General features: G+C 64.3%; 27 protein-coding genes. 16 read left to right on the forward strand and 11 right to left on the reverse strand.

Annotated elements, in window-relative coordinates; all coding sequences use genetic code 11:
* Positions 1–197 precede the first annotated feature (197 nt).
* Complete coding sequence (locus ACY9XZ_RS03810) at positions 198–1064, reverse strand: CheF family chemotaxis protein (protein WP_463455736.1); 867 nt, start codon at positions 1062–1064, stop codon at positions 198–200.
* A 190-nt stretch (positions 1065–1254) separates the two neighbouring features.
* Between ACY9XZ_RS03810 and ACY9XZ_RS03815 the strand changes: the two genes are divergently transcribed.
* Positions 1255–1860 (forward strand): DUF4382 domain-containing protein, encoded by a 606-nt coding sequence (locus ACY9XZ_RS03815; RefSeq protein WP_463455737.1) that lies wholly within the window; start codon positions 1255–1257, stop codon positions 1858–1860.
* A 22-nt stretch (positions 1861–1882) separates the two neighbouring features.
* On the opposite strand, the gene ACY9XZ_RS03820 is transcribed toward ACY9XZ_RS03815, so the two are convergent.
* Positions 1883–2695: an undecaprenyl-diphosphate phosphatase gene (locus tag ACY9XZ_RS03820; protein ID WP_463455738.1), complete on the reverse strand. Its 813-nt coding sequence runs from the start codon at positions 2693–2695 to the stop codon at positions 1883–1885.
* Between the two features lie 89 nt (positions 2696–2784).
* Between ACY9XZ_RS03820 and ACY9XZ_RS03825 the strand changes: the two genes are divergently transcribed.
* From ACY9XZ_RS03825 to rnhB, 3 genes are all read left to right on the forward strand, one after another.
* Entirely contained in the window at positions 2785–3894 is a 1110-nt protein-coding gene (locus ACY9XZ_RS03825) for a mechanosensitive ion channel family protein (protein ID WP_463455739.1), read from the forward strand.
* Positions 3895–3980: 86 nt separating this feature from the next.
* Complete coding sequence (locus tag ACY9XZ_RS03830) at positions 3981–5258, forward strand: tRNA pseudouridine(54/55) synthase Pus10 (RefSeq protein ID WP_463455740.1); 1278 nt, start codon at positions 3981–3983, stop codon at positions 5256–5258.
* 57 nt (positions 5259–5315) lie between these two features.
* Positions 5316–5951, forward strand: coding sequence for a ribonuclease HII (gene rnhB, locus ACY9XZ_RS03835; protein ID WP_463455741.1), 636 nt, complete (start codon positions 5316–5318; stop codon positions 5949–5951).
* A 488-nt stretch (positions 5952–6439) separates the two neighbouring features.
* Here rnhB and ACY9XZ_RS03840 read toward each other — a convergent pair whose 3' ends face one another.
* Positions 6440–7996 (reverse strand): preprotein translocase subunit SecD, encoded by a 1557-nt coding sequence (locus ACY9XZ_RS03840; protein ID WP_463455742.1) that lies wholly within the window; start codon positions 7994–7996, stop codon positions 6440–6442.
* Positions 7993–8856 carry a protein translocase subunit SecF gene (secF, locus tag ACY9XZ_RS03845; protein ID WP_463455743.1) on the reverse strand — a complete coding sequence of 288 codons (864 nt, stop codon included), beginning with the start codon at positions 8854–8856 and terminating at the stop codon, positions 7993–7995. The genes ACY9XZ_RS03840 and secF overlap by 4 nt, the downstream gene beginning before the upstream one ends.
* Before the next feature lie 100 nt (positions 8857–8956).
* Here secF and ACY9XZ_RS03850 point away from each other — a divergent pair, with 100 nt between their 5' ends.
* Positions 8957–9271 carry a hypothetical protein gene (locus ACY9XZ_RS03850; RefSeq protein WP_463455744.1) on the forward strand — a complete coding sequence of 105 codons (315 nt, stop codon included), beginning with the start codon at positions 8957–8959 and terminating at the stop codon, positions 9269–9271.
* A gap of 24 nt (positions 9272–9295) precedes the next feature.
* Here ACY9XZ_RS03850 and ACY9XZ_RS03855 read toward each other — a convergent pair whose 3' ends face one another.
* Both ACY9XZ_RS03855 and ACY9XZ_RS03860 read right to left on the reverse strand, forming a co-directional pair.
* Positions 9296–9763 (reverse strand): DUF5812 family protein, encoded by a 468-nt coding sequence (locus ACY9XZ_RS03855; protein ID WP_463455745.1) that lies wholly within the window; start codon positions 9761–9763, stop codon positions 9296–9298.
* An 83-nt stretch (positions 9764–9846) separates the two neighbouring features.
* On the reverse strand, positions 9847–10413 hold the full coding sequence (locus ACY9XZ_RS03860) for a hypothetical protein (protein WP_463455746.1): 567 nt from the start codon (positions 10411–10413) through the stop codon (positions 9847–9849).
* Between the two features lie 125 nt (positions 10414–10538).
* Between ACY9XZ_RS03860 and ACY9XZ_RS03865 the strand changes: the two genes are divergently transcribed.
* Genes ACY9XZ_RS03865 through ACY9XZ_RS03875 form a run of 3 tightly spaced genes read left to right on the forward strand, consistent with a single transcriptional unit; the run spans position 10539 to position 13218 of the window.
* Entirely contained in the window at positions 10539–11849 is a 1311-nt protein-coding gene (locus ACY9XZ_RS03865) for a glucose-6-phosphate isomerase (RefSeq protein WP_463455747.1), read from the forward strand.
* 23 nt (positions 11850–11872) lie between these two features.
* On the forward strand, positions 11873–13015 hold the full coding sequence (locus tag ACY9XZ_RS03870; RefSeq protein ID WP_463455748.1) for a lysostaphin resistance A-like protein: 1143 nt from the start codon (positions 11873–11875) through the stop codon (positions 13013–13015).
* Between the two features lie 56 nt (positions 13016–13071).
* Positions 13072–13218: a CopG family transcriptional regulator gene (locus ACY9XZ_RS03875; RefSeq protein WP_463455749.1), complete on the forward strand. Its 147-nt coding sequence runs from the start codon at positions 13072–13074 to the stop codon at positions 13216–13218.
* Here the strand turns inward: ACY9XZ_RS03875 and ACY9XZ_RS03880 are convergent.
* Positions 13215–13673 carry an NOB1 family endonuclease gene (locus ACY9XZ_RS03880; protein ID WP_463455750.1) on the reverse strand — a complete coding sequence of 153 codons (459 nt, stop codon included), beginning with the start codon at positions 13671–13673 and terminating at the stop codon, positions 13215–13217. The genes ACY9XZ_RS03875 and ACY9XZ_RS03880 overlap by 4 nt on opposite strands.
* Positions 13674–13913, reverse strand: coding sequence for a PRC-barrel domain-containing protein (locus tag ACY9XZ_RS03885; RefSeq protein ID WP_463455751.1), 240 nt, complete (start codon positions 13911–13913; stop codon positions 13674–13676).
* Between the two features lie 110 nt (positions 13914–14023).
* Between ACY9XZ_RS03885 and ACY9XZ_RS03890 the strand changes: the two genes are divergently transcribed.
* The 5 genes from ACY9XZ_RS03890 (at position 14024) to ACY9XZ_RS03910 (ending at position 17691) form a co-directional block, all read left to right on the forward strand.
* Complete coding sequence (locus ACY9XZ_RS03890; RefSeq protein WP_463455752.1) at positions 14024–14569, forward strand: plastocyanin/azurin family copper-binding protein; 546 nt, start codon at positions 14024–14026, stop codon at positions 14567–14569.
* A 94-nt stretch (positions 14570–14663) separates the two neighbouring features.
* The gene (gene infB / locus ACY9XZ_RS03895) at positions 14664–16469 is read left to right on the forward strand and encodes a translation initiation factor IF-2 (RefSeq protein WP_463455753.1); all 1806 of its coding nucleotides are present in this window, start codon (positions 14664–14666) and stop codon (positions 16467–16469) included.
* 58 nt (positions 16470–16527) lie between these two features.
* Positions 16528–16797: an AbrB/MazE/SpoVT family DNA-binding domain-containing protein gene (locus tag ACY9XZ_RS03900; RefSeq protein ID WP_463455754.1), complete on the forward strand. Its 270-nt coding sequence runs from the start codon at positions 16528–16530 to the stop codon at positions 16795–16797.
* An 11-nt stretch (positions 16798–16808) separates the two neighbouring features.
* Positions 16809–17288, forward strand: coding sequence for a type II toxin-antitoxin system VapC family toxin (locus ACY9XZ_RS03905; RefSeq protein WP_463455755.1), 480 nt, complete (start codon positions 16809–16811; stop codon positions 17286–17288).
* Between the two features lie 208 nt (positions 17289–17496).
* A complete protein-coding gene (locus tag ACY9XZ_RS03910; protein ID WP_463455756.1) occupies positions 17497–17691 on the forward strand; it encodes a hypothetical protein in 195 nt (64 codons plus the stop codon).
* 58 nt (positions 17692–17749) lie between these two features.
* Here ACY9XZ_RS03910 and ACY9XZ_RS03915 read toward each other — a convergent pair whose 3' ends face one another.
* The 3 genes from ACY9XZ_RS03915 to ACY9XZ_RS03925 form a co-directional block, all read right to left on the reverse strand.
* Positions 17750–18103, reverse strand: coding sequence for a DUF5811 family protein (locus ACY9XZ_RS03915; protein WP_004518427.1), 354 nt, complete (start codon positions 18101–18103; stop codon positions 17750–17752).
* An 84-nt stretch (positions 18104–18187) separates the two neighbouring features.
* Entirely contained in the window at positions 18188–18658 is a 471-nt protein-coding gene (locus tag ACY9XZ_RS03920) for a pyruvoyl-dependent arginine decarboxylase (protein WP_463455757.1), read from the reverse strand.
* 42 nt (positions 18659–18700) lie between these two features.
* A complete protein-coding gene (locus ACY9XZ_RS03925; RefSeq protein ID WP_463455758.1) occupies positions 18701–19915 on the reverse strand; it encodes an outer membrane protein assembly factor BamB family protein in 1215 nt (404 codons plus the stop codon).
* Positions 19916–20278: 363 nt separating this feature from the next.
* Between ACY9XZ_RS03925 and ACY9XZ_RS03930 the strand changes: the two genes are divergently transcribed.
* Genes ACY9XZ_RS03930 through ACY9XZ_RS03940 form a run of 3 tightly spaced genes read left to right on the forward strand, consistent with a single transcriptional unit; the run spans position 20279 to position 23499 of the window.
* Positions 20279–21619, forward strand: coding sequence for a sugar ABC transporter substrate-binding protein (locus ACY9XZ_RS03930; protein ID WP_463455759.1), 1341 nt, complete (start codon positions 20279–20281; stop codon positions 21617–21619).
* A gap of 24 nt (positions 21620–21643) precedes the next feature.
* Positions 21644–22582, forward strand: a complete 939-nt coding sequence (locus ACY9XZ_RS03935; RefSeq protein ID WP_463455760.1) for a carbohydrate ABC transporter permease — start codon at positions 21644–21646, stop codon at positions 22580–22582.
* A complete protein-coding gene (locus ACY9XZ_RS03940; protein ID WP_463455761.1) occupies positions 22579–23499 on the forward strand; it encodes a carbohydrate ABC transporter permease in 921 nt (306 codons plus the stop codon). Before ACY9XZ_RS03935 ends, ACY9XZ_RS03940 begins: the two co-directional genes overlap by 4 nt.
* The last annotated feature ends 6 nt before the right edge of the window (positions 23500–23505 follow it).

Consider the following 23505-nt stretch of genomic DNA (forward strand, 5'->3'; position numbering starts at 1 on the left):
ATCGCTTCCCGTCCCTTCTGCAGCGCGTACCGTATCGCTGCTCGCGGGTCGCGTTGCTCCCCGCTCGCTATTCGAGGGCCGCTCACTACTCACGGCTTCGCCGTTCGTTCAGCGGCGCGTAGCGCCGCTCTACTGCTCACGGGTCGCTAACGCTCCCCGTTCGCTATCCGAGGGCCCTCCCTCCGGTCGGCCCCTCGCTATTTCTCACTCATCGCTTCACTCGCCATATTCCGTCCCTGCGCGTTCAACGCGACTTCGGTCCGAACCCGGACCTCATCAACCGCGCCGATTTCGAGCAGTTTCTGATAAATCTCCTCGACCTCATCCGGCGTCGTACCGACGAAGTCGGACATCTCGAACGGTGAAACGCCGGAGTACAGCGCCATCAACACCTGGCTCTCCATCTCCGAGAGTTCATAATCGTCCTCGCGGTCCTCGATAACGCGGGTAAAGAGCGTCTTCAGCGCCCGCGTGTGGTGGTCCATTCCCGAGATGTGTGTTTCGACGCTGCGGTCCTGCTCGTCGGTGTGTTCGACCTCGATGACCTCCCGCTCCTGGCCCATCACGGAACTGGTCCCGGTCTCGATGGTCCCGACGTCCTCGATTTCGAAGGACATGCGCTTGCCGCCGGGGAACTGGAGGCGGATAATGTCGTCGTCCAGTTGAAACCGTGCCTTGCTCCACTCGGCGTCCTCCTGAACGACGCCGCCGACGACCGCCTGCTGTCGCGCGAGAATGACCTCGCCCTGCAGCGTCGCCCGAACGTACTCCGTCTCGAAGTCGTCCAGGTTCGGCGTGTCGACCAGCAGGACGTTGTTGCCCACCTCCAGTGCGGTCGCGCCGCCGGTCCCGCCGTCGGGCACGAGGTCGTTGGGGTCCGAGGGCAGGGTGATGTTGGAGTGGGGAATCGGCTGTTTCGAGCCGTTCGTCGCCAGAACGAGGCGCTTGTTGGTGACGATGAGCCGACAGGACCGCCACTGCGGGTCGGCCACGGGGTCGCCGTCGCGGACGACGTACTGGAAGTCCCCCGACGTGTCGACTAGCTTGCGTTCGTCACCACTCATGGCCGTTGCTACTATGAAATTGATGCCGGAAGATAAATAAGTTGTATCGTCCCCGAAACAGGTTCGACGGGTGGACTGCTGGCTACTCCCGGAGAGATTCCGTTTATACCCGGAAAATCGGGCGAAACTCGGCTGAATTCGGATGGAGTATCAGCCCGTTCCTTTACACTGGGGTGGATGGTCGATTTGTATGCGAGAATCACAGCGAACGCGGACGACCTCTCGACGCGACTATCTGAAAGCCGCCGGCGGCCTCGCGGCAGCGAGCACTGTCGGCCTCGCCGGCTGTTCCGGCAGCGGAGGCGAAACCGGAACGCTCGCCACACAGGTGACCGACCAGCCGGGTGACATCGGCGATTTCGAATCGTGCATCGTCACGATGGCAGGCATCTGGGTCAAACCGGCCTCGGAGGAAGACACAGCGACCGAGGAATCGACAACAGCGGACACGAGCGACGCCCGCGAGTACCACGAGTTCGACGACCCCCAGGAGGCCGATCTCGTCCAGCTCCAGGACGGCAACACCTCGCTCGTCGACGAGACCGAACTCGAAGTGGACACCTACGAGTATCTCCAGCTAGACGTGACCGGCGTCGACGCGACGCTGGCGGAGGGCGGCGATGCGACGGTTGACACACCCGGCGAAGCGCCACTGCAGTTCACACAAGAGTACGAGATCCGAGCGGACACCCGAACCGTGTTCACCGCCGACTTCACCCCGGTCAAGCGCGGCCGAACTGATCAGTACGTCCTCCAGCCGGTCGCAAGCGGCACCGACGTCGAGTACGAAGAGTAAGCCGACCCGGGTTTTCGGGGAGCTACAACGCGACGAGCAGCCCGCCGACGACACCAAGACCGCCAAACACCGTACAGACCGCCCAGAACGGGACCTGTCGGACCAGGCGGACCAGCGCGCCGACAGTGAGATAGCCGACGACGGCGCTCACGACGAGGGCGACGAGGGCCGGCAGCGGGTCGATTGCGGGGACGCCATCGTCGACGAGGACCAGCGCGTTCGCGGCGAGGGCGGCCGGAATCGACAGCAGAAACGAGAGCCGAAGCGACGACTCGCCCTCGTGACCCCGGAGCAACAGCGCGCTCACCGTCGTCCCGGACCGGGAGACACCGGGGAGGATGGCCAGCCCCTGCAACACCCCGACGAGGACGGCGTCGAGCCCGTCCGGGATTTCGCGCTCGCCCAGCGACAGCGCCGCGGCGAAGCGCTGGAGCAGGCCGGTGACGACGAGCAGGCCGCCGACAAACGACAGAAACAGTCCACCTTCTAGCTCCGACACAGCCGCGTCGAGGGCCATGTACGCGGGGAGGCCGGTGACGGCAGTCGCCAGCGTGGCGATGACGATAAAGGAGAGATCCGCCGTCTCGTCGGCGAACGGGCGGCGGGAGAGTTCCCGGATCGAACGCAGGATGGTTCGAACTTCGGTGCGGTAGTAGGCCGTCGCCGCGACCGCCGTCCCGGCGTGGAGAAAGAGCGCGAGACGGGTCGCGGCGGCGGGCGAGACACCCGTGGCCACCGTCGAGGCGAGCGCGACGCCGCCCTCGCTGGAGACCGGAATCCACTCCAGCACCCCCTGCAGCAGGCCCAGCAGAATAGCGACGAGAATCGGGTTCATACCCACGGAGCGGACGCCGCGGGACAAAGGCCGTTCGGTTCGGCCCGTCGACGCGGCAGTATATATATCGCCGGTGTCCAATCGGTGGTATGCAACTGGGAAGTGGGATGGTCGACCTGCTGTCGGGGCTGCCGGCCTGGCAGGGGTTTCTCGCGCTCGTCGGCAGCGGCGTCGCGCTCGCACTGGTCATCCGTGTCCTCGGTGACCGACTGCTCAGGCGGGTCACGCCCCACATCGAAGGGGACGTCGACGACATCGTCTTCCGCGGGATTCACACCGCCGTGTACGTCACAGTCGGGCTCGGCGGCGCGTACGCCGGCGCGCAGATATACGACGTCCGGCCGGCCGTCGCTGTCTCGCTAGAGGCCGGGACGCTCTCGCTGGTCGTCATCGTCTGGATGGTGACGCTGCTGCGAATCGGCCGCCAGGCGTCCGCTCTCGCGACGGATTCGGCGTATATCGACCGCCAGATGGTTCCCATCCTCCAGAACGTCTGGAGCGCGCTCATCTCGGGCGGGGGCATCCTGCTCCTGCTGATTCTGTGGGACATCGACGTGACGCCGCTGCTGGCCTCGGCGGGGATTATGGGCATTATCGTCGGCCTGGCGGCCCGGGACACGCTGGCGAACTTCTTCGGGTCGTTGTCCCTGTATCTGGATGGGACGTACGCGGTCGGCGATTTCGTCGTTCTGGAGACCGGCGAACGAGGCCGCGTCGAGGACATCTCCGTGCGCTCGACGGTCATCCGCACCCGCGACGACATTCTCGTCACGGTTCCGAACTCGAAGCTCAACAACGCCGCCATCGTCAACGAGTCGACCCCGAGACGAAAGCGCCGGATCCGCGTCCCCGTCGGCGTCGCCTACGGGACTGATATCGACCGGGTCGAAGAGATTCTCTCGGAACTGGCAGAGGCCGAAGACCTCGTGCAGGACCGCCCGAATCCGCGGGTCCGGTTCCGGGAGTTCGGCGACTCCGCGCTGAACTTCGAACTGCTGTGCTGGGTCAGCAACCCGGCCCTGACAGCCCGTGCGACCCACGAACTCAACAGCGCGATTTACAAGCGGTTCCAGGCCGAGGGCGTCGAAATCCCGTTCCCCCAGCGGTCCGTCTCTCTCTCGGCCGAGGAGATTCCGGGCGAACTGTTCGACCGAGCGCCGCGGAAAGGTACAGACGACGGCGGTGTGGCCGGCGAGTGAAGACGGGCGCGGTCGCAGGGCCGACTGCCCCCCGGTTGACCGGGAGGTCGAAACGCAGTTAGGGGGGCGACGCGTCGGCTCAGGCAATGAGCATACTCGAGGATGCCCGTGCGGCGCTTGCCACCGGGCCGCTGTGTGATTCCTGTCTCGGCCGACTCTTCGCCGACCGGAGTTTCGGGCTGGCCAACGCCGAACGCGGCCACGCCCTGCGGGTGACGGTTGCACTCGCGGACGACGACCCCTTCGAGGAGAGCGAGGACTGCTGGGTCTGTGAGGGCGAATGTGACCGCTTCGACTGGTGGGCCCAGCAGGCCGCAAGCGCCGTCCGCGGCTACGACTTTGACACCTATCAGGTCGGGACGAAGGTGCCGCCGCTACTCGAAGAAAATGACGAGCTGCTCCGAGAGGACGTGGGCCTCGAGCCCGACGCCGGCGAGGCGCTGAAGACCGAACTGAACCGCGAGGTCGGCAAGCGGATCGGCGACCTGACCGGTGCGGAGGTGGACTTCGGCCGCCCGGAAGTCCAGCTCACGCTCGATCTCGCCACGGACGAGGTGGAAACGCACGTCAACTCCGCGTTCGTCTACGGCCGTTACCGCAAGCTCGAACGCGACATCCCGCAGACGAAGTGGCCCTGCAACGACTGCAACGGCACCGGGCTGTGGCAGGGTGAGCCCTGCGACGGCTGTGGCGGCAGCGGCTACCGCTACGACGAGAGCGTCGAGCAACTGTCCGCGCCAGTCGTGCAGGAAGCGATGGACGGCGAGGAGGCCGTATTCCACGGCGCCGGCCGCGAGGACGTGGACGCACGGATGCTCGACTCGGGCCGCCCGTTCGTCATCGAGGTGATGGAACCGCGCAAGCGCGACGTGGACACCGACGAACTCGAAGCCGACATCAACGATTTCGCCGACGGGAAGGTCGAGGTGACGGACCTCCACCTGGCGACTCACGAGATGGTCGAGCGCGTGAAGGAACTGGACGCCTCGAAGACCTACCGGATGGACGTGGAGTTCGAGGAACCGGTCGACGCCGACGCCCTGCAGGACGCGCTGGCGAAACTGGACGGGGCGACCATCGAGCAGGAGACGCCCCAGCGGGTCACCCACCGGCGGGCCGACATCACCCGGACGCGGACGGTGTACGACGCCGCGGGTGAACTGACTGACGACCGCCACGCAGAACTCCGCATCCACGGCGAGGGCGGCCTGTACGTGAAGGAACTCGTCTCCAGCGACGAGGGCCGCACGGAGCCGTCCCTGGCCGGCCTGCTCGGGACCGACGCCGTGGTGACGGCGCTCGACGTGACCGACGTACAGGGCGAGGACGAGCCGTTTGCGAAAGCCGAGTTCCTCAAGGAGTAGCGCGCTGGCCGCCGCCCAACCGGAAGCTGTTTTTGCAGTGCCGTCCAGGAGTCAGCCATGCGATTCGGCGTCGACGAGGCCGGGAAAGGACCGGTGCTGGGGTCGATGTTCGCCGCCGCCGTCCGGGCCGAGCCGGCGGAACTGCCCGACGGTGTCGGCGACTCGAAGGACATCAAGCCAGCGTGCCGCGAGCGGCTGGCCGGCGAAATCCGGGCGTCGGCCGACGCTGTCGGTATCGCCGAGATTCCGGTCGGACGGATCGACGCTGACGGGACGGACATGAACACGCTGACCGTCGAGGCACAGGCCGAGGCGCTATCGGCGGTGGTCCACGATGGGCTGTCAGGCATGGTCGACGCCGGCGACACGGACGCGGAGCGGTTCGGTCGGCGGGTCGCTGCTGCCGTTGACGCTGACGTGACCGTAACAGCAGAACACGGGGCCGACGAGACGGACCCGCTGGTCGGTGCGGCCTCGATCATCGCGAAGGTGGCCCGCGATAGCCACGTCACAGAGTTAGCCGAACAGTACGGCGACGTTGGATCGGGCTATCCCAGCGACCCGACGACACGGTCGTTTCTCGCGGATTACGTCGACCGCCACGGCGAGCTTCCGGCGTGTGCCCGCCGTTCGTGGTCGACGTGTGACGACGTGCTGGCGGCGGCGTCACAGGCAACGCTGGGCGATTTCTGAGCGATAAAACCCGACAGAGGCGGTGTGGAGTCGGACGGGAGCTGTTTTCCACAGCCCGTACGGCCGTTTCAACACTGTGTCGACTGTAGCCGGGCTTCCACCGGCCTTGCCCTCTCGGGCTTTACCTGGGCTTGCACCAGTTTTTGTCGACGTGCTGGCTTCCCGAACGCCACTTACGTGACATCCGGTAGTTGGCCTTCGTACCGATCCGGCCGGCCGGACCGGCAGTGGACTGCTTCGGTTCTCCTTCGGAGCGTTAACCTCGGAGTCGTGTGACGGACCGCTCGGTTGTTGCCCCCAACGCGTCCCGTTCCGTCCTGATCGGACAGTCTGAGACCCGTCGTCCGATAGCTCCCCGCATCTGGCGGGATGTGTACATAGTGAGTGGTGGATGATAAGTCAATCTAAAAGAATTTGGTACTTCTTCGCATGAAATTAGTTGACACTGGGACACCGGAATCCATCAGGCGAAAACGGGCCGGAAACGGTCAGTCCTCGTCCAGCACGAGGCTCCGGAGGATGTCACCGTAGGCCGGCCGCGTCACGAGCACACCGATAAGCACGCCGACGATGGTGATGATGGCGAACCCGGAGAGATCGCCCAGCGAGAGGACCATCAGCGGGCTCATGGCGACGATAGTCGTCGCCGCGGCCGCACCGATGACCCAGAACGCCTTGCGGAAGCGGCTCTGGAACACGCGCCCGGTCTCGACTTTCCCCTGCTGGAGGATCTCGTCGGCGATGATGATGAGGTCGTCCACCCCTGTTCCGATGACCGCGATGAACCCGGCCAGGTGTGAGAGGTTCAGCGGATACTGGACGAAGGCGACGAACCCGAGGAGGATGAACACCTCCGACAGCGCGGTGACGATCATCGGCAGAGCGACCTCGGGTCGCCCGTACCGGAGATACACTACCAGGCTCACCGCGATGACGGCGAGGATGCCCGTCAGCAGCGAGCGCTGCTGGAACTCCTGGGCGAGCGCGGAAGAGAGCGTCTGGCTCTCGGCGTTATCGAAGTCCAGCGGCGCCGGCAGCCGACCGGCCTTCAGCGCGAGCTCCAGTTCGGTCGCCTCGGACATGTTGCTGGTCTGCATGATGAACTGCGGGTTGTTTGCGAACTCGCCGCTCCGGTAGGACTGTCCCAGCCCCGGGTCGACGCCGCCGACGAACACCGGTTCGCCGTTCAGCGTCGTCACCAGACAGTCCGCCTGCGAGTTCTGGAGGTTCTCGTGGTCGTAGTCCGAGCGCCGGCAGGTCGAGCCGCTCCCGAAGCCGGCCTCGACCATGTCGTTCGCATAGCGCTCGGCGACGCTGTCTTTGACCGTCACCGGGACGTGCGTTCCCTGCGTGTCGCTTCGCTGTGCAGACCCGATACCGGCGAAGTCTCCCTGTGAGAGGACCTGCTCGCGGACGTACGACCCGTTCTCGGTGTTGTCGTGGACGGCGTACACCCGGACGACGCCACGCTCTTCGAGCAGGCCGATGAGTTCCTCACGCCCTCTGTCGGGGGCTGTGACGCTGATGAAGCTCCGGCCACCCGGAGAGCTTACCTGCTGGACGGAGCCGCCTGTCAGGGCCGACTCGCGCAGTTTGTCGTCGATGACCGACACCATGTTCTCGCGCGTCTCGCGGGTTACGCCGGGCCGGACCTCGCTCGGGTCGTACCCCTCGGCTTCGAGCGCGGACTGGACCTCCGACTCCGAGACGTTGTTCGAGAATACTTCCACGGTTTCGGTTCGGTTGGAGACGCGCACGTCGATCGGATCGACGCCCAGCCGGTCCGCCATGGACTGGGCGAGGTCGGCCTCGTCTGCGGGTGCGACGTCGACGCCTTCAGCAGTTGTCCCGACTATGGGCGCCTGAATACGCGTCCCGCCGCTGAGCTGAATCCCGTACTGGAGGTTCGTCGTCTGGTTGGCGGCCCCGGCACCTTCGGTGTCAGAGGTCCCCGGTGGAACGCCGGGAATGAACAGCGCGACAGCGCTGAGCAGCAACAGCGTGACCAGCGCGACGATGCGCCAGTTCTCCTTGAGTGTGCTCATCGGTTGATCCCCTCGTACTTGTACCAGCGAAGCAGCGTGACGTTGAGCATGTAGGTGTTCATCAGGTCAGCCGCGAGCCCGATGACGAGCACGAACCCGATAGAGGCCATTATTTCGATACCGAACAGCGTCGCCGAGATCGCCATCACCGCCATCGCGGCCATCGACGTCAGCGTCATCGTCACACCGGTCCGCATCGCGCGGTAGGTCGACTCGTAGAACCCACCGGACCGCCGGAGGACGTGGTTGTTCAACAGGATATCGGAGTCGACGCTGTAACCGATCAGCATCAGAAGGGCGGCGACGGTCCCAAGCGAGAGCTTGATTCCAAGGAGGTTCATCACCGCGAGCGGGATGATTATGTCGGAAAACGCGGAGATGACAATAGCGATGCTCGGAATGAACGACCGGAAGAACGCGAAGGCGAGCAGACTCATCCCGAGGAACGCAACGCCGATACCAGCGATTGCCAGCCGCTGGTTCTCCTGCCCGAATATCGGTGAGGTCGTCCCGCTGCCGAGGAACTCTATCTGGTCGTTCGACCGTGCGGTCTCCTCGATAGGCTCCAGATTCGACGAATCGAACGTGATGATGTAGCGGTTCTCACCCTCGACCTGTTGGACGGAGACCACTGGCTCGTCGAACGTGTTCTCCCTGAGTTCGGCCTGTGAAAGAGACGACTCGACGGTGAGTTCCGAACCGCCCGTGAAGTCGATGCTCGGTGACACCGGCGCACCGGTGACCAGATACCAGCCACCGAGTACCGCAAGCGCCAGGCCGAGCACCACCAGCGGAACCGCCACCAGTTGGCGGTTCGAGTACTGGGTGTAATCGACTTCCGGGACCTCGAACTCGAACATGACCGAACGGTGTGAGACGGGAGCGAATAAGCCTTCTTACTCACTCCGCTGACAGGCAGTTTCCCGCATAGCTATGGTAGTTGCTCACGTAGATCAAGACATGGCAGACAGCGCTAGAACAGTCGAACTCTCGTATCCGGCGGATCTCAGCGGCTGGGGCCGCGACAAGATCGACGGCTCGCCGTTCCGCGCGTATCTTGGGAAGGCACACGACACCGCCGCGCCGGGGGACGTGTGGACGGAGTTCGTCGGCGTCGGTTGCTGTGGCGACACGCTGGATTTCCCGCTTCGAGTCGAATCCGTCGACGGCGGCACAGCGGTGACCGAAGACACCGCGTTCGTCTACACCGAACGCGAGGCCTGCGGGATCGCCGGCGGCTGGCAGGTCCAGAGCGCCGCCGGACCGACTGAATAGGACATCGAAGTACGAGGGCAGGCGTCAGTCCGGCAGGTAGCGCACGCTGACGACCCCCTCTGCGGTCCGGACCTCGACGCGGTCCACGCCGAGCCTGGCCGCCCGCGAGACGGTGGCTTCGTCGTCGACGACGTCCGCCGCGGCCTCGGCCGTCTCGTCTTCGGGGACGGTCAGAACGTGTATCTCGCCCTCGCCGGCGCGCTCGACCGTCGTTAGCTCGCCGGGGGCCTGCTCGGCCGCGATCTCGGTCGTCTGTGCCGTCGGCGCGAGGTCGACCGTCTCGACGGGAATCCGACGCCGCTCGGCGACCTCGGTGACGGTGTAGGTCACCTCCATCGGCGGCTCCGGTTCGACCGTCCCTTCTACTACCTCGCCGGCCTCGATACCGGGATTGTCCGACAGTGTCACCACCTGCGAGTCGCCGACGTTTCGGAGCGTCGCCGAATCCTCATCGGCGTGTGTGACCAGGAATGTCCCTTCAATCGCTGTCATAGAGCCACATTCGTGGCGGGCGTTTTTGCCCGTTTCGACCCGGGAAGGGTGACAAGGCGGTGTTGACCGCCGGCCAGGCGACGCTACTTCAACAGTCGGTGGGTGAGATACATCGCCAGGATCGCCAGCAGCGGCGGGGCGGCGCCGGCAAGCGGCGGCAGTGAATAAAAGAAACCGACGACGGCGCTCTGTGTCGGCTCGCGCAGTTCCGCCGGCGCCGAGGTCAACAGTGCGAGGTACAGCGACCCGATGAACAGGAACGCCGAGAGCGCGAGGGCGCGGTCGTAGGCGACCGATGACTCGGTCCGACGGTGGCGGCGTGCGACGGAGAGCACCGGAGCCAAAAGCGGTGCGACGAGCAGCAGTCCGACGAACAGGAAGAAGCTCCGCGAGAAGGTGAACGTCCCGCCGCGGACGCTCCCGGTCTGAGCGAGCTGGGTAATCAGTCCGAAGGAGAACACGAGCGCGATTGCCACAGACAGGAGCAGCGCGACCGGGACGTATGCTTTGAACAGAAGGGAGTCGCTGGCCCGGAAGGCGTACGGGAACGCGCCGGGGAGTCCGTTGTACGGTTCGGGGCGGTCGTCCTCGGGGTCGCCGGCGGCGGACTCGTCGGCCGTGACGGACTGCTCTGCCGTCGCGTCTGTCATACCCGTGGGTTAGGCGAGCGCGTGGTTAAGCGCGGTGTTGTCCGGCGGCGGTGACAGCGAGCGCGACTCCACTGCCCGCCGTCCCCTCCGGGAGTTGTTTGTACCACCCCGCCGACACCCCCAGTATGCACGTCGATATCGGAGCCGCGCTTGCCAGTGTTGCCGACCCGGGCGTCGAACGGGCGACGCTCGATGACCTGGACGAACGGGTGGCCGCGGCCCACGAGCGAATCGAGCAGGGGCGAGACGGCGACGAGTTCGGCTACGCGTCGCTGAACCTCCCCGAAGCGACTGACGCCGAGGCGATTCGGGAGGCCGTCGCCCCGGTCGCCGACGCCGACTCGGTCATCACCGTCGGCATCGGCGGCTCCGCGCTGGGGGCGAAAACCATCACGGAGGCGCTGGCCGACGATCCGGACAGTCACGTCGTGCTGGACAACGTCGACCCGGAGCACGTCCGGCGGACGCTCGACGGACTCTCGCTCGCCGACACTGCCATCAACGTCGTCTCGCGCTCGGGAACGACGGCGGAGACGCTGGCGAACTTCCTCGTCGTCCGGGAGGCCTACGAGGACCGCGGCGTCGACTGGACCGAGCGCATCGTCGTCACGACGGGCGAGGATGGCCCGCTGCGGGCGCTCGCCGACCAGCACGACCTGCCGAAGTTGCCGGTGCCAGAGGGCGTCCCCGGCCGGTTCAGTGCGCTCTCGGCGGTCGGCCTCGTCCCACCAGCCATCCTCGGTATCGACATCAAGGGGCTGCTTGCGGGCGGCCGGACGGCAGCCGATGACCTCGCGCCGTCGCTGTATGACTCGCCGGCCTACGCCTACGGCGCGATGGCCTACGCACTCGAAGAGGAAGGGGCAAAAGTCAACGCGTTCATGCCCTACGCCGAGCGGCTGGAGTCCTTCGGCGAGTGGTTCGCACAGCTGTGGGCCGAGAGCCTGGGCAAGGACGGGCGAGGCCAGACCCCGGCACGGGCGCTGGGTGCGACCGACCAGCACTCCCAGCTCCAGCTGTACCGCGCCGGCCACCGCGACAAAGTCGTCACGTTCGTCCGACCGCGCGAGCGGGCCGACGTGGCGATTCCCGACCCGGACCACGAAGACCTCGCGTACCTCTCGGGGACCGACCTCGGTGGCCTCATCGACGCCGAGTACGAGGCGACGGTGGCGAGCCTGCCGGCGGCTGACCGGCCGGCGCTGGAAGTGGAGATCGACCGCCTCGACGCCGAGAGCGTCGGCAAGCTGCTGTACGCGATGGAGGCCGCCTGCGTCCTCGTCGGCGAGCTCGCGGACGTGGAGACGTTCACCCAGCCGGCCGTCGAGTGGGGCAAGAACGCCACGCGAGCGCTCATCCGCGGCGAAGACTCCGAGGAAACGGCGGTTATCGACGAGCGCGAACGCCTGCGGATCGGCGAAGCGGAGTCCCTTTAGGCCGGCGCAACGGACTGCCGGTAATGGACGACACTGCCGCGAACTGGGGCGTCCTGGCCGCTGGCCTCGGTCTCGTCATACTCGTCGCCACGGAAACCGGCGTCGTGGGCTGGATGACACCGGCGACGGCGGTCGGTCCGGTCACCGCCCGCCAGGTCGCCGCGGCCGGCTTCGTTGTGGCCGCGCTCGCGTTCTCGCTCGTTCGTCACGGCGCTCTCGACCGCCGACAGGCAGGTCTCGGCGCGATGGGTGCAAGCGCTATCGCGACTCTCGCAACACTCGTCGCCTTCTTCGGGCCGGAGTTCCGAACTGGTGTCGAAGCGACCGTCGGCCTCGCGGTCTATCTCACGGTGCTGGCCGGCGGCGGCACGGTCGCGCTGGGCTGGGCGCTTTCGACCGGTGTGCCGAATAATCGGCTTTACACGGTGGCCCGAGCCCTCTCGGTCGCGACGGGGATCGGTCTGGCCGGCTTTCTCGTCGGCACACTGTTCGCCCAGTTCGTCGTGCTCGGGGCGGCACTCACGGGGCTGATCAGTTCCGGGGCACTCGATGGCGGGACCGTCACCGGGCCGACGTACGTCACGCTCACTATCGGCATCGGCGTCGGCTTCGTCGGCTTCGGCGCGGCCGTCGCCAACCGGTTAGACCGGACCTGGGCCGACCTGGACCTGCGTCGGCCCGGGCTCCGCGATGTCGGCTACGGGGTCGGCGGCGTCGTCGTCCTCATGGTCGCACTCTTTGGCTTCAGCTACCTCATTCAGGCGCTTGGCCTCGAAGCGGCCCGGAGCAGTGTCGAGGAACTGGCCCGCGAGGACCCGTCGTTCCTGCTCGTGATGGTGCCGCTCGCGTTTCTCACTATCGCGCCGAGCGAGGAGTTCATTTACCGAAACCTCATCCAGAAGTACCTCTACGACGATTTCAGCGAGATTCAGGCGATCATCCTCACCAGCGCCGTCTTCGGCGTCGTCCACTTCGGGCAGTACAGCACCGGCACGCCGACACAGACTGTCCTGTCGCTGCTCCTGGTGTTCGTCCTGTCGACGCTGCTTGGACTGAGCTATCTCAAGACCGAGAACCTGCTCGTCCCCATCTTCATTCACGGGGCGTTCAACGCGATCCAGTTTCTCACACTGTACATTGAAATTACAGGAAATCCGGTCCTCTGAGCCGTCTGACTGCTGTCTGACGGGTGTTTATGCGAACTACCGTTGTAGGCGACGGCATGGCTCGGCGGTTCACTATCGTCTGTGATGACGACCAAGCGCGGATGGTCGAAACGCTCGCGCGACGCTACGGCATCACAGAGGAGGAAGTGCTCCAGCAGCTGGTCGAGCTCGGACTCGAAGCCCGTGACGAACAGACCGCCTAAGCCGGGTTCTTCCGCGATAGCGAACTGCCACAGATGGGGCAGCGGTCGCGGTTCTCGTCGAACTCGCGGCCGCAGCCGGCACACTGGAACAGCCAGTCCCGCTGTTCTGTGATCCCGTCGCGGGCGATTACCTCGACGCTCACGTCGAGTTTCTCCGCGACGTTTTGCATCGCGTAGTCGTCGGTGACGAGCCGGCTGTCGAGTTCGAACGCGGCCGCGATCAGCCGGATGTCGGTTTCGGATAGTTCCGCAAGATCCCCCGTTTCGCGGGCCGCGCGCTCGATGCGCTCGACGGTGTTGTCCTCCGGGATGTGGAGGTGCATGCCCGAGCCTTCGAGGGCGTCGAAGCGATAGGCGGCCTCGTCTTCCAGTTCCTCTCTGACGAGCGGAATCGTCGCTATCTGCTCGTCAGTGTGATACTCGTTGATAAACGCCGAGGAGTCAAGAACGTACATCTAGCGTTTGACGATCATGTGGTCTTTCACCGCCTTGACCCGTCCGACCGGGACGAGCAGGCGACCCTGGTCACTGTACTCGAAGTCCGTGTTGCGGAGCGACTCCGCGGGGTCGATGACGAGGTTGTGCAACGCGCCCGAGGAGAAGTCCATCGTGATGTTGTAGAGACTGCCGATCTCCGCGCCATCAGTCCCCATCACGTCTTTCCCCGACAGGTTCTCTGCGAGTATTGCAGCCATACCCCCTTGTTCCGAACGAGGTTACATAAACGCCACGGGGATGTCTGACGAGCGGCCCGTCCCCGACCCACCGGCAGTAACCCTAAGCGACAGGCGTCCTACGGGAACGTATGAGCCGAAACAGGCGTCGGTTTCTCAGCGTTCTCACGGCCGCCGTCACGGGAACTGTTGCAGGATGCAGTGGCGACGGCGGCGACGCGTCGTCCCCGACGGATACAGCCACCGCAACGCAGACACCGACCCAAACTGCGACAGCAACTCCGACACCGACACCAACTGAAACCGCAACGCCGACGCCAACCGAGACAGCCACCCCGACCGAGACGCCCACACCCACGGCAACCCCAACGCCGACGCGAACGCCGGTCGACGCCGATCAGGAAGTCGCCGTCGCGCCGGGGAGCTTCAGCTTCGAGCCCGAATCGTTCGAAATCCCGGTCGGAAGTACCGTACTGTGGGTGTGGGAGGCCGGCGGCCACAACGTCAAACCGACCGCGACGCCGTCCGGTAGCGACTGGTCGGGGACACCCGGCGACGGGACGTATTCCAGCGGCCACCAGTACGCCTACACGTTCGAGGTCCCCGGCGAGTACAAGTACCACTGTGTCCCCCACCAGAGCGTCGGGATGACGGGTTCGTTCACTGTGACCGAGTGACGCCCGCTTAGCCCCGCGTTCGGTCGCGCGCGACCCATGACGACGAACTTAACTGCCACCGACGACTCGGTTCTGACAACTTCTGGAGCCATTTATGTCTGACACGGACCCCACCACAGCCACCGACGACACCCTGCGGACGCCCATCGTCGCCGTTCTGGGCCACGTCGACCACGGGAAGACGAGTCTGCTCGACAAGATCCGCGGTTCGGCCGTTACCGCCGGCGAGTCGGGCGCGATCACACAGCACATCGGCGCGACAGCCGTCCCGTTGAACGTGATCTCGGAGATCGCCGGCGACCTCGTCGACCCGACGGACTTCGACCTGCCCGGCCTGCTGTTCATCGACACGCCGGGCCACCACTCCTTCTCGACGCTTCGCTCACGGGGTGGCGCGCTCGCCGACATCGCCATCCTCGTCGTCGACGTCAACGACGGCTTCCAGCCACAAACGCTGGAGGCCATCGACATCCTCAAGCGAACGCAGACGCCGTTTATCGTCGCCGCGAACAAGATCGACACCGTCCCCGGCTGGAACCCCAACGAGGGTCAGCCGGTCCAGCAGACGATGGACGCACAGTCCGACCGCGTGCAGTCCGATCTGAACGAGAAACTGTACGAGATCATCGGCGAACTCTCCGATAACGGGTTCTCGGCGGACATGTACTGGCGCGTCCAGAACTTCCAGGCCAACATCGGCGTCGTGCCGGTCTCCGCTGAAACCAGCGAGGGCATCCCCGACCTGCTGACGGTGATGATGGGGCTGTCCCAGCGGTACATGAAAGAGGAGATGGAGATCGACACCAGCGGCCCCGGCGTCGGGACCGTCCTCGAAGTGAAGGACACCCAGGGCTTTGGGACGACGCTCGACGCGATCATCTACGACGGGACCATCCGCAGCGACGACACCATCGTCGTCGGCGGTCTGCAAGGCCCAATCGTCACCGACGTGCGCGCACTGCTCCGGCCGCGCCCGCTTGAAGAGATCCGGACCGAACAGGAGTTCGAACAGGTCGATCACGTCGCGGCCGCCGACGGCGTCAAGATCGCCGCCCCGGACCTCGACAACGCGATGGCCGGCGCGCCGATTCGCGTCATCCGCGACCGCGACCGCAGCGAGGTCATCGCCGAGGTCGAGGCGGAACTCGCCGAGATCGAGGTGACGACCCAGGAGGAGGGCGTCGTCATCAAGGCCGACACCCTGGGCTCGCTGGAGGCCCTCTCCAGCACGCTCGAAGATGAGGAGATCCCGGTCATGCGTGCCGAGGTCGGCGCGGTCGCGCCGCGGGACATCCGGGTCGCCGAGACGGCCAACGAGCCGACCAACCAGGCGATTCTCGCCTTCAGCGTCGAGGTGCTCGACGACGCGCGCGACCTCGCCGAGCAGGAGGACGTGGAACTGTTCGAAGACGACGTCATCTACCAGCTCGTCGAGTCCTACGACGACCACGTCACCGCCATCGAGGAGGCCCAGCAGGAGCAGATCCTCGAAAACATCACCCGGCCCGCGAAGTTCCGGATTCTGCAGGACCACACGTTCCGCCAGTCCGACCCCGCCGTCGTCGGGGTGGAAATCCTTTCGGGCGAACTCCGGCGGAACGTCAACGTCGTCAGATGGGAGAATGGCGAGGCAAACCGCGTCGGGACGCTCAAAACGATTCAGGACGAGGGCGAGGACGTCGACTCGGCCCGCGCCGGCGAGCGTATGGCCGTCTCGATCCAGGGGCCGACCGTTGGCCGCCAGATCGAGGAAGGCGACGATCTCTGGGTCGAAATCCCCGAAAAACACGCGAAGATTCTGGAACAGGAGCTCAAAGAGGACATCTCCGTCGACGAGCGCGAGGCGCTGTCGATGTACTTAGAGAAACACCGGAACCGCGACCCGTTCTGGGGCAAATAGGTCGAGAGGCGCAACCGTTTTACATGTCAGTGTAGTAGTGGGTAGTAGGTGGTCGAAAATGGGAGAACCGTCGACTGATAGAAGCCACGGAGAGGAACTGACGCTCACGGTCGACGATAGGGGTCGGGTCACCCTCCCGAAAGAGGTCCGGGACCGGTTAGGAATCGAATCGAACGATGAGCTTCCAGCAACGCTCGTTGGCTCCGTCCTTGAGGTCAATCCGAAGCCGAGTTCGAAGTTAGAGCCAGCAACGGCTGACCGGGATGACTGGGAGCACACGACGCCAACCGATGCGGGGGACGCGCTCTTTGGACCGATGGATCAGTGATCGGAGAACCGATGAGCGATTCACTTCCGACCGAAGTGACGGTACTCACGGACGTGAACGTTCTCGCCATCGCACTGACCGAAGATCATCCGGCGCACGACGACGTGTATCCGTGGATTCAAAACGCCCTCGACGGACCAAACGTATTGCTCGTCTTCGATTACTATCCGCTCCGAACGCAGTATCTAATGACCAATAATTTCGGGGTCGATGCCGTCGCTGCGCGAAACGCAGTCCAATCACTTGTTCGGAGTCCGGCACGAATTGTGAGTGCGACCGAGACGACCCTGCTAGAGGCATACGAGATCAGCGCCGAGAAGGGTCACGACGTGTACGATTCGTTCATTGTGGCGCTCGCACGGGCATACGACGCTGATTACCTGATCACGACTGACGACGATTTCGACGAACTATGCGACGGTGAAGACGTTACATACACCAATCCCATCCCGACCGAACAGCGTGAGAAGTTGTCGTTTATTCAGGGATAGTCATTTAGCGGCCAGTGGACAGGCTGTAGCGAGCGGTTTGCAGTGTGACGACTTCAAGGGCTGTGAACTGTTCTATGACATTGCTTTTTGATTATGCTGTTCCATTCCATTGCTCTGCTATGACTGGGCACCGAGACCGCGGCAATCAACGCACTGCTCCCACGAGTAATAATATTTAATTAGCAGGCGTGTCTCTGTAGAGACACGAATGTCTGGGTCCCCGTCGATGCCCGACCTCGTGCTCGCCAGCATCGCCCTCTCGATGCTGCTGGCGTCGCTCGGTGCAGTCGTCACCTCTATCAGCCTCGTGACTGCGCTGAGTGCCGGCAGTCTGCCCGCCGGTGGCTCAATCGGCTACGCGCTGTTCTACAATCCGCCGGTCGCCAGCGGCCGCCGCGCCTGACGGGACCGGCAGGGCTGTTGGACTCCGGTCTCCCAGTATGCGGCAAAAACAGTGGTTCTTACTGCGCCGTCGGCGAGGTGTCGTCGCCCATCACCTGCTTGACCTGTAGGGCAGCGGAGGCGGCGATGCCCTGCGCGAGGTCGTCGCGCTCGGCGTCGGAGATGCTCGCGCTTTCCGGGTCCTCGGGCGTGTAGTCGGCGCTGACGACCGATCCGACCGGGGGCTGGACCGCGATTGTGGCCCGTGGACCGGTCGTGCTGTTGCTTATTTCCGAACCGACGACGAACTCGCCGGGCAGGAGTTCGCGGGTCCGGGCGGCGACGCTTGAGAGGTCCCGTCGGAGCTCCTCACGCTGTTCCGCGGTCAGGGTCACTTCTTCCGTCTCCCCACCAAACGACGTATTACCGTACATGAACGTTCTCTGTCTCTATGGGGGGGAAGACTAAAAACCCAGGGTCCAGCACAGTTCTGGCCGGGACCGTCGGTGCAACGCCGCTTACACGAGCGGATGGCTCTCGCCGTAGGTGGCGAGAACAACGGCGCTGGCGTACTCAGCGTCGTCGGACGCCGACTCGACGTATACGTTCTCCTCGACGAACTCCCAGTCCCGGAGATCCCGGCCGGCGGCCAGTCCCTCGCGGATCTCCATCCGGACCGCGTCCTCGGTGGCCCCGTCGACCTCGTAGAAGATACCCGGCCCGTCCTCACTGCGGGCCCAGCCGATGCCCGCCGCGCCGCGCTCGCCCGGTGGCGTGGTCGTCGAAGACTGGACGACCTCCAGGGCTTCGCCGGGCGGCCCCAGATCCGGTGCTGTCCCTGTCACCTCGATAGCCGGTTCCTCGGGGATGACCGACGACAGCGAGATGAGGTTGTAGTTGTGGACGCCCGCCTCTGCGAGTGCCGCGTCGTAGGCGGCCAGCGCGGTCGGGCCGGTCGCAGTCCCCCACACGACCCGGATGGTACTCATAGGCGATTCTCGACGGTCCGCGGGGTAAGGGGTTTCGCTTCGTTATGCCGGGACGAGTCTGTAGCACATCCCCGGGCGGTCCGGGTCGCCCTCGGCTGCACGCTCGGCGTAGTAGATGCCGTCGGCGGTCACCAGCGGCGCGCTCGTCACGTGGCCCCGGTTGTCGGTGGTCCAGACCCTCGCTCCCGAGTCCCGCTCCAGCGCGTACAGTCGCCCGTCGTAGGACCCGACAAGCACATCGTCGGGGGTGGCGACGACGCTCCCGATGATCCACCCGCCGGTGTCGTAGCGCCACTGCTCCTCGCCGCTTTCGAGGTCGAGTGCGTACACCCGGTCGTCGTGGCTGCCGACGTAGACGGTGCCGTCGTGGACCGCCGGGGCACACATCACGTCGGCGTCTGCCTCGAAGGTCCACTGTTCCGTGCCGTCGGTCACATCGACGGCGGTGACCGTCTCAGCCCACGACGGGACGATAGCCGTCCCGTCAGCGACGGCGATGGGGGCTTTCACGTCGCCGCCAGTGTCGTAGCACCAGACCCGTTCCAGGGCCGGGAACGACCACGCGTAGCAGTAGCCGTCGTTGGAGCCAAACAACAGGCGACCGTGTTCGCGGTCCAGCGCCACCGTCGAGTGGGGATGGTCGGTCGGCCGACTGTCCCGCCACTGCACGTCGCCGGTCGCGGCGTTCACTGCGACAACGCTCCCGCTCGGTGCGGCGTGTTCGACGGCCACGTACAGCGACCCGTTGTAGTAGGTCGGGCTTGCGCCGATTGCATCACCCAGTTCCGTCCGCCAGCGCCGCGTTCCGGTTTCGAGGTCCAGCGCCGACAGCGCGCCGTCGTAGGCCCCGATGTAGACGGTGTCGTTGGCGATGGCCGGCGTGCCGTGGCTTCCCCGCGTCGCCTGCGTGATCGTCGTCGACCACTGGACCTCGCCCTCGGTGGAGATAGCCCGGACGCGGCCGGTATCGTCGGCCAGAATCAGGTCGCCGGTCGGAGCCAGCGCTGGGCTCCCCTTCGCCGCGGTGTGATCCCCGCGGTTGGCCGGCAGTTCCCAGGCCGACTCGACGGCGTCCGGAACCGAGGCGTCCTGATACCCCTGGTTCAGAAGCCCCTGCCGGAACTGCGTGGTGGCGTGTTCGTCAAGCGGTGTCGATGCGAGCGGGTTGAACTGCGACTGACACCCCGCGACCGACCCGACCGTCGTCGCCGCGAGCGTCCCCAGAAACGCCCGCCGCGTCCGTCCGCGCTCTGTCACAGGCACCGATACTGAGCGGTGTGGCTTAAATCGCGCGGGGTCGTGCGGGTCACAGGCGACCGTCGGGCGTCTCGATACCGAACCGAACGACGGAAGTCCGATTCAGTCAGTTGTCGGGTCTGCACGATTCGGTGAACGAACCGTTCAAAATATGCTCGAATTCAGATTTGTGAGTGAAATCAATCATACAAAAATATACGTTTTAATATATAAATTATTGTATAATATAGCTTTCGAGGTCTTAAAAGTAGTTTTAGATTCTAAAAGTTGTTCTTAGCCATCTATTTTATTAGTTACGAGATAAGTTTTCATCTTTGATTACCCCCATGATTTATAATCCATGGCTGTCTCGTGAGCGATTGCATGCAGAAGAATTCAAAACGCACTCGTCGAACGTTCATCAAAAGCGCCGGTGTCATCGGGACAGCGGCACTTGCTGGCTGTAGCGGCGACTCCGATTCGAGCACGGAGGACGGCTCCGGCGGCGAAAGCTCCGACGGTGAGAGCTCGGACGGTGCCACGACCGGTACCGGATCGGAGACGATGGCGGACGAAATCGTGTTCTACAACGCCGGGTCGCTGGAGTTCGACCCCGGAACGGAAGCCAACATCGAGCGGTTCGAGGAGGAGACTGGCATCTCCGTGGAAGTCAACGAGGTCCCGTGGAGCAACCTCAAGACCAGTCTGACGACGATCTGGCGCAACCAGGACAGTACCGTCGACGCGTTCAACGGGCCGACCTGGTGGCTGGCCGACTTCGTCAGCTCCGACTGGCTCGAGCCGATCGGCCTCGGGAGCGACCACATGAGCAAGTTCCCCGATTCGCTGAACGAACTCGTCCAGTTCGACGGCCAGACGTACATGGCCCCCGAGTTCGGGAAGTGGGGAAGCTACCTCTACGACCAGCAGTACCTGAGTGAGCAGGGCTTCGACGCGCCGCCGGACACCTGGGACGAAGTGCTGAGCCAGGGCGAGCAGCTTTCACAGGGCGAGAAATCCGGGTTCGCGTTCACCTGGGCCGGCAAGTCCGTGTTCAGTTTCAAGCAGTTCCTCTATCAGGCCGGCGGCCAGCTGTTCAACGACAGCTACGAGCCGGTGTTCGTCGAGGAAGGGATGGAGGTCCTCGAGTTCTTCAACGAGCTCCGAGAGCGCGGCATCACCCCCGACGGGATGTCAAGCCTCGGCGAGGGTGGCATCGGTGACAACTTCATCGCCGGCCAGTACGCGACCGTCGAATCCTGGACGCCGCTCGGGGCCCGCGCCATCGACGAATGGGACGAGAACCGAATCGGCAGCGCGAAGCCCCCGGAAGGCCCCGAGAGCCGTGCGACCTTCCAGGACACGAACGGCATCAGCGTCTCGGCGTTCTCAGAGCGCAAGGACGCGGCCAAGGAGTTCGCCCGCTTCATGACGACCCGAGCGTCGTCCAAAAACAACATGCTCGTCGAGGGGAACCCGGCGGTCGTCCCGGACGTCTACGAGGACGAGGAGATCCAGAGCGAATACCCGTCCTGGCTGCTCGAGGACATGCGGTTCAACCTCGAAAACGCGAAAAGCGAGACGTACATGGCCCAGCCACAGGTCGACGACTACCTGAACGAACAGCTCACGCCGGCGCTGCTCGGTAACAAGGACCCCGAGGCAGCGCTCAACGACGCCTACGACAACATCGAGCGCCTTTACCAGGATATCGGTCTCATCTGATCGGCGCGGTTTAGGATCTATATTATGTCAATCGAAAAGAGCCCACTGCGTCGCAAACTCGACAAGCTGTTCGTCCCGTTAACCGTCGGGCCGACGCTCCTGTGGATCGCCGCAATAATCGTCTACCCGACCGCGAAGCTGTTTCTCAGCAGCGTTCAGTTCCGCAACCCGGTGACAAACGAGATGGAGTTCGTCGGCCTGCGGAACTTCCAGCGGCTGATCTTCGCACGAGAAGGGGGCAATGCCGTGCTCGGCATATTCAGTCCCAGTTTCGTTTCGATCACGACGAATACAGTCATCTACGTCGGTTTCAGCGTCTCAATCTCGTTCCTGCTGGGACTGGGTATCGCGCTGTTGCTCGATAAGGACCTGAAAGGACGGGGCTGGTTCCGGACGGCGGTCATCGTCCCGTGGATTCTCCCGTACGTGATGAGCGGGCTGATGTGGCGCTGGATGTTCCAGTCCGATTTCGGCGCGATCAACGGCGCACTGCAGCGGCTCGGGGTTATTTCCGGCAATATCCCGTTCCTCTCGGACGGCGCGCTCGCCATGATGGCGCTCATCATCGCCGACGTCTGGGTGTTCACGCCGTTTATCATCATCATCCTGCTCGCGGGCTTACAGAACGTCCCCGAACAGCTGTACGACGCCGCCGAAGTCGACGGCGCGAGTCGGTGGTCCCGGTTCTGGAACGTCACGTATCCGTTCCTGAAACCGTCGATTCTGGTCGCACTCACCATCCGTATCATCTTCGACATCCGGGCGCTGGACCTGGTCTGGGTGATGACCCAGGGTGGCCCCGGGAAATCGACTGAGGTGTGGGCCTCCTGGCTGTACCGGACCGCACAGGTGTTCAACGAACCCGGGACCGGCGCTGCACTCGGAGTCGTCCTGCTGGCTGTGACCTTCGCCATCGTGGCCAGTCTGTACAAGATATTCGGCGAATCACCCTACGAAGCATGAGCACGAAGAAATCACCACTCAACCGACTGCGTCGGTCGCTGGGACTGGATACACAGAACGAGTGGCCGTCCGTCGCCCGCGAGCGACTGCTGGCCTACGGACTGCTCGCCGTGTACGTCCTTATCATCTGGTTCCCGATCTACTACATCTTCATCACGAGCATCAAGCCATCGAGCGAAGTGCTGTCACTGCCGATCACGTTCTTCCCACAGAGCCCGACGGCACAGAACTACGTGGACATCTTCACGAACCGGCCGTTCGACAACTACACGATCAACAGCATGATCGTCGCGACGACGACGACGCTCATCTGTATCACCCTTGGGACGGTCACCGGCTACAGTTTCTCCCGGTATGACTTCCTTGGGAACAAGTCGCTGCTGCTGTCGATCGTCGGCGCGCGGATGATCCCCCCCATCGCGCTCATCGTCCCGTTCTTCCAGATCATGTCGAACCCGCCGCTCATCGGCGGACTCACCGGGAGCCTCTACGACACGCGGCTCGCGCTCATCCTCACGTACACGTTCTTCAATCTCCCCTTCGCCGTCTGGATCATGAAGAACTACTTCGACGGGATCCCCGAATCGTTGGACGAACAGGCCCAGATCGACGGCTGTTCGCGCTGGGAGGCGTTCGTCAAAATAATTCTGCCGATGGCGAAGCCGGGCATCGCGGCCACCGCCATCCTCGCCTTTATCTTCTCGTGGAACGAGTTCGTCTTCGCGCTCGTTCTCACGTCCTCGGAACAGGCCCAGACGCTGCCGATCGCCGTCTCGCTGTTCGTGGCTGACGACTTCGTGGACTGGGCACACCTCGCAGCCGGCGGGATGATCGCCGCGTTACCCGGCATCCTGTTCGGTCTGTTCTTCCAGCAGTACATCGTGAGCGGACTCACACAAGGAGCAGTCAAGGAGTAACTAACT

The organism is Haloarcula sp. HT12, from assembly GCF_055271655.1.

What these genes read in the sequence shown, in the direction of transcription:
- ACY9XZ_RS03810 (WP_463455736.1), bottom strand. Translation starts at nt 1,064, where the DNA reads ATGAGTGGTGACGAACGCAAGCTAGTCGACACGTCGGGGGACTTCCAG.
- ACY9XZ_RS03935 (WP_463455760.1), top strand. Translation starts at nt 21,644, where the DNA reads ATGTCAATCGAAAAGAGCCCACTGCGTCGCAAACTCGACAAGCTGTTC.
- ACY9XZ_RS03885 (WP_463455751.1), bottom strand. Translation starts at nt 13,913, where the DNA reads ATGGCTGCAATACTCGCAGAGAACCTGTCGGGGAAAGACGTGATGGGG.
- rnhB (WP_463455741.1), top strand. Translation starts at nt 5,316, where the DNA reads ATGCGATTCGGCGTCGACGAGGCCGGGAAAGGACCGGTGCTGGGGTCG.
- ACY9XZ_RS03855 (WP_463455745.1), bottom strand. Translation starts at nt 9,763, where the DNA reads ATGACAGCGATTGAAGGGACATTCCTGGTCACACACGCCGATGAGGAT.
- ACY9XZ_RS03940 (WP_463455761.1), top strand. Translation starts at nt 22,579, where the DNA reads ATGAGCACGAAGAAATCACCACTCAACCGACTGCGTCGGTCGCTGGGA.
- ACY9XZ_RS03870 (WP_463455748.1), top strand. Translation starts at nt 11,873, where the DNA reads ATGGACGACACTGCCGCGAACTGGGGCGTCCTGGCCGCTGGCCTCGGT.
- ACY9XZ_RS03840 (WP_463455742.1), bottom strand. Translation starts at nt 7,996, where the DNA reads ATGAGCACACTCAAGGAGAACTGGCGCATCGTCGCGCTGGTCACGCTG.
- ACY9XZ_RS03815 (WP_463455737.1), top strand. Translation starts at nt 1,255, where the DNA reads ATGCGAGAATCACAGCGAACGCGGACGACCTCTCGACGCGACTATCTG.
- ACY9XZ_RS03820 (WP_463455738.1), bottom strand. Translation starts at nt 2,695, where the DNA reads ATGAACCCGATTCTCGTCGCTATTCTGCTGGGCCTGCTGCAGGGGGTG.
- ACY9XZ_RS03830 (WP_463455740.1), top strand. Translation starts at nt 3,981, where the DNA reads ATGAGCATACTCGAGGATGCCCGTGCGGCGCTTGCCACCGGGCCGCTG.
- ACY9XZ_RS03850 (WP_463455744.1), top strand. Translation starts at nt 8,957, where the DNA reads ATGGCAGACAGCGCTAGAACAGTCGAACTCTCGTATCCGGCGGATCTC.
- ACY9XZ_RS03930 (WP_463455759.1), top strand. Translation starts at nt 20,279, where the DNA reads ATGCAGAAGAATTCAAAACGCACTCGTCGAACGTTCATCAAAAGCGCC.
- ACY9XZ_RS03900 (WP_463455754.1), top strand. Translation starts at nt 16,528, where the DNA reads ATGGGAGAACCGTCGACTGATAGAAGCCACGGAGAGGAACTGACGCTC.
- infB (WP_463455753.1), top strand. Translation starts at nt 14,664, where the DNA reads ATGTCTGACACGGACCCCACCACAGCCACCGACGACACCCTGCGGACG.
- ACY9XZ_RS03865 (WP_463455747.1), top strand. Translation starts at nt 10,539, where the DNA reads ATGCACGTCGATATCGGAGCCGCGCTTGCCAGTGTTGCCGACCCGGGC.
- ACY9XZ_RS03875 (WP_463455749.1), top strand. Translation starts at nt 13,072, where the DNA reads ATGGCTCGGCGGTTCACTATCGTCTGTGATGACGACCAAGCGCGGATG.
- ACY9XZ_RS03905 (WP_463455755.1), top strand. Translation starts at nt 16,809, where the DNA reads ATGAGCGATTCACTTCCGACCGAAGTGACGGTACTCACGGACGTGAAC.
- ACY9XZ_RS03825 (WP_463455739.1), top strand. Translation starts at nt 2,785, where the DNA reads ATGCAACTGGGAAGTGGGATGGTCGACCTGCTGTCGGGGCTGCCGGCC.
- ACY9XZ_RS03880 (WP_463455750.1), bottom strand. Translation starts at nt 13,673, where the DNA reads ATGTACGTTCTTGACTCCTCGGCGTTTATCAACGAGTATCACACTGAC.
- ACY9XZ_RS03920 (WP_463455757.1), bottom strand. Translation starts at nt 18,658, where the DNA reads ATGAGTACCATCCGGGTCGTGTGGGGGACTGCGACCGGCCCGACCGCG.
- ACY9XZ_RS03915 (WP_004518427.1), bottom strand. Translation starts at nt 18,103, where the DNA reads ATGTACGGTAATACGTCGTTTGGTGGGGAGACGGAAGAAGTGACCCTG.
- ACY9XZ_RS03890 (WP_463455752.1), top strand. Translation starts at nt 14,024, where the DNA reads ATGAGCCGAAACAGGCGTCGGTTTCTCAGCGTTCTCACGGCCGCCGTC.
- secF (WP_463455743.1), bottom strand. Translation starts at nt 8,856, where the DNA reads ATGTTCGAGTTCGAGGTCCCGGAAGTCGATTACACCCAGTACTCGAAC.
- ACY9XZ_RS03860 (WP_463455746.1), bottom strand. Translation starts at nt 10,413, where the DNA reads ATGACAGACGCGACGGCAGAGCAGTCCGTCACGGCCGACGAGTCCGCC.
- ACY9XZ_RS03910 (WP_463455756.1), top strand. Translation starts at nt 17,497, where the DNA reads ATGTCTGGGTCCCCGTCGATGCCCGACCTCGTGCTCGCCAGCATCGCC.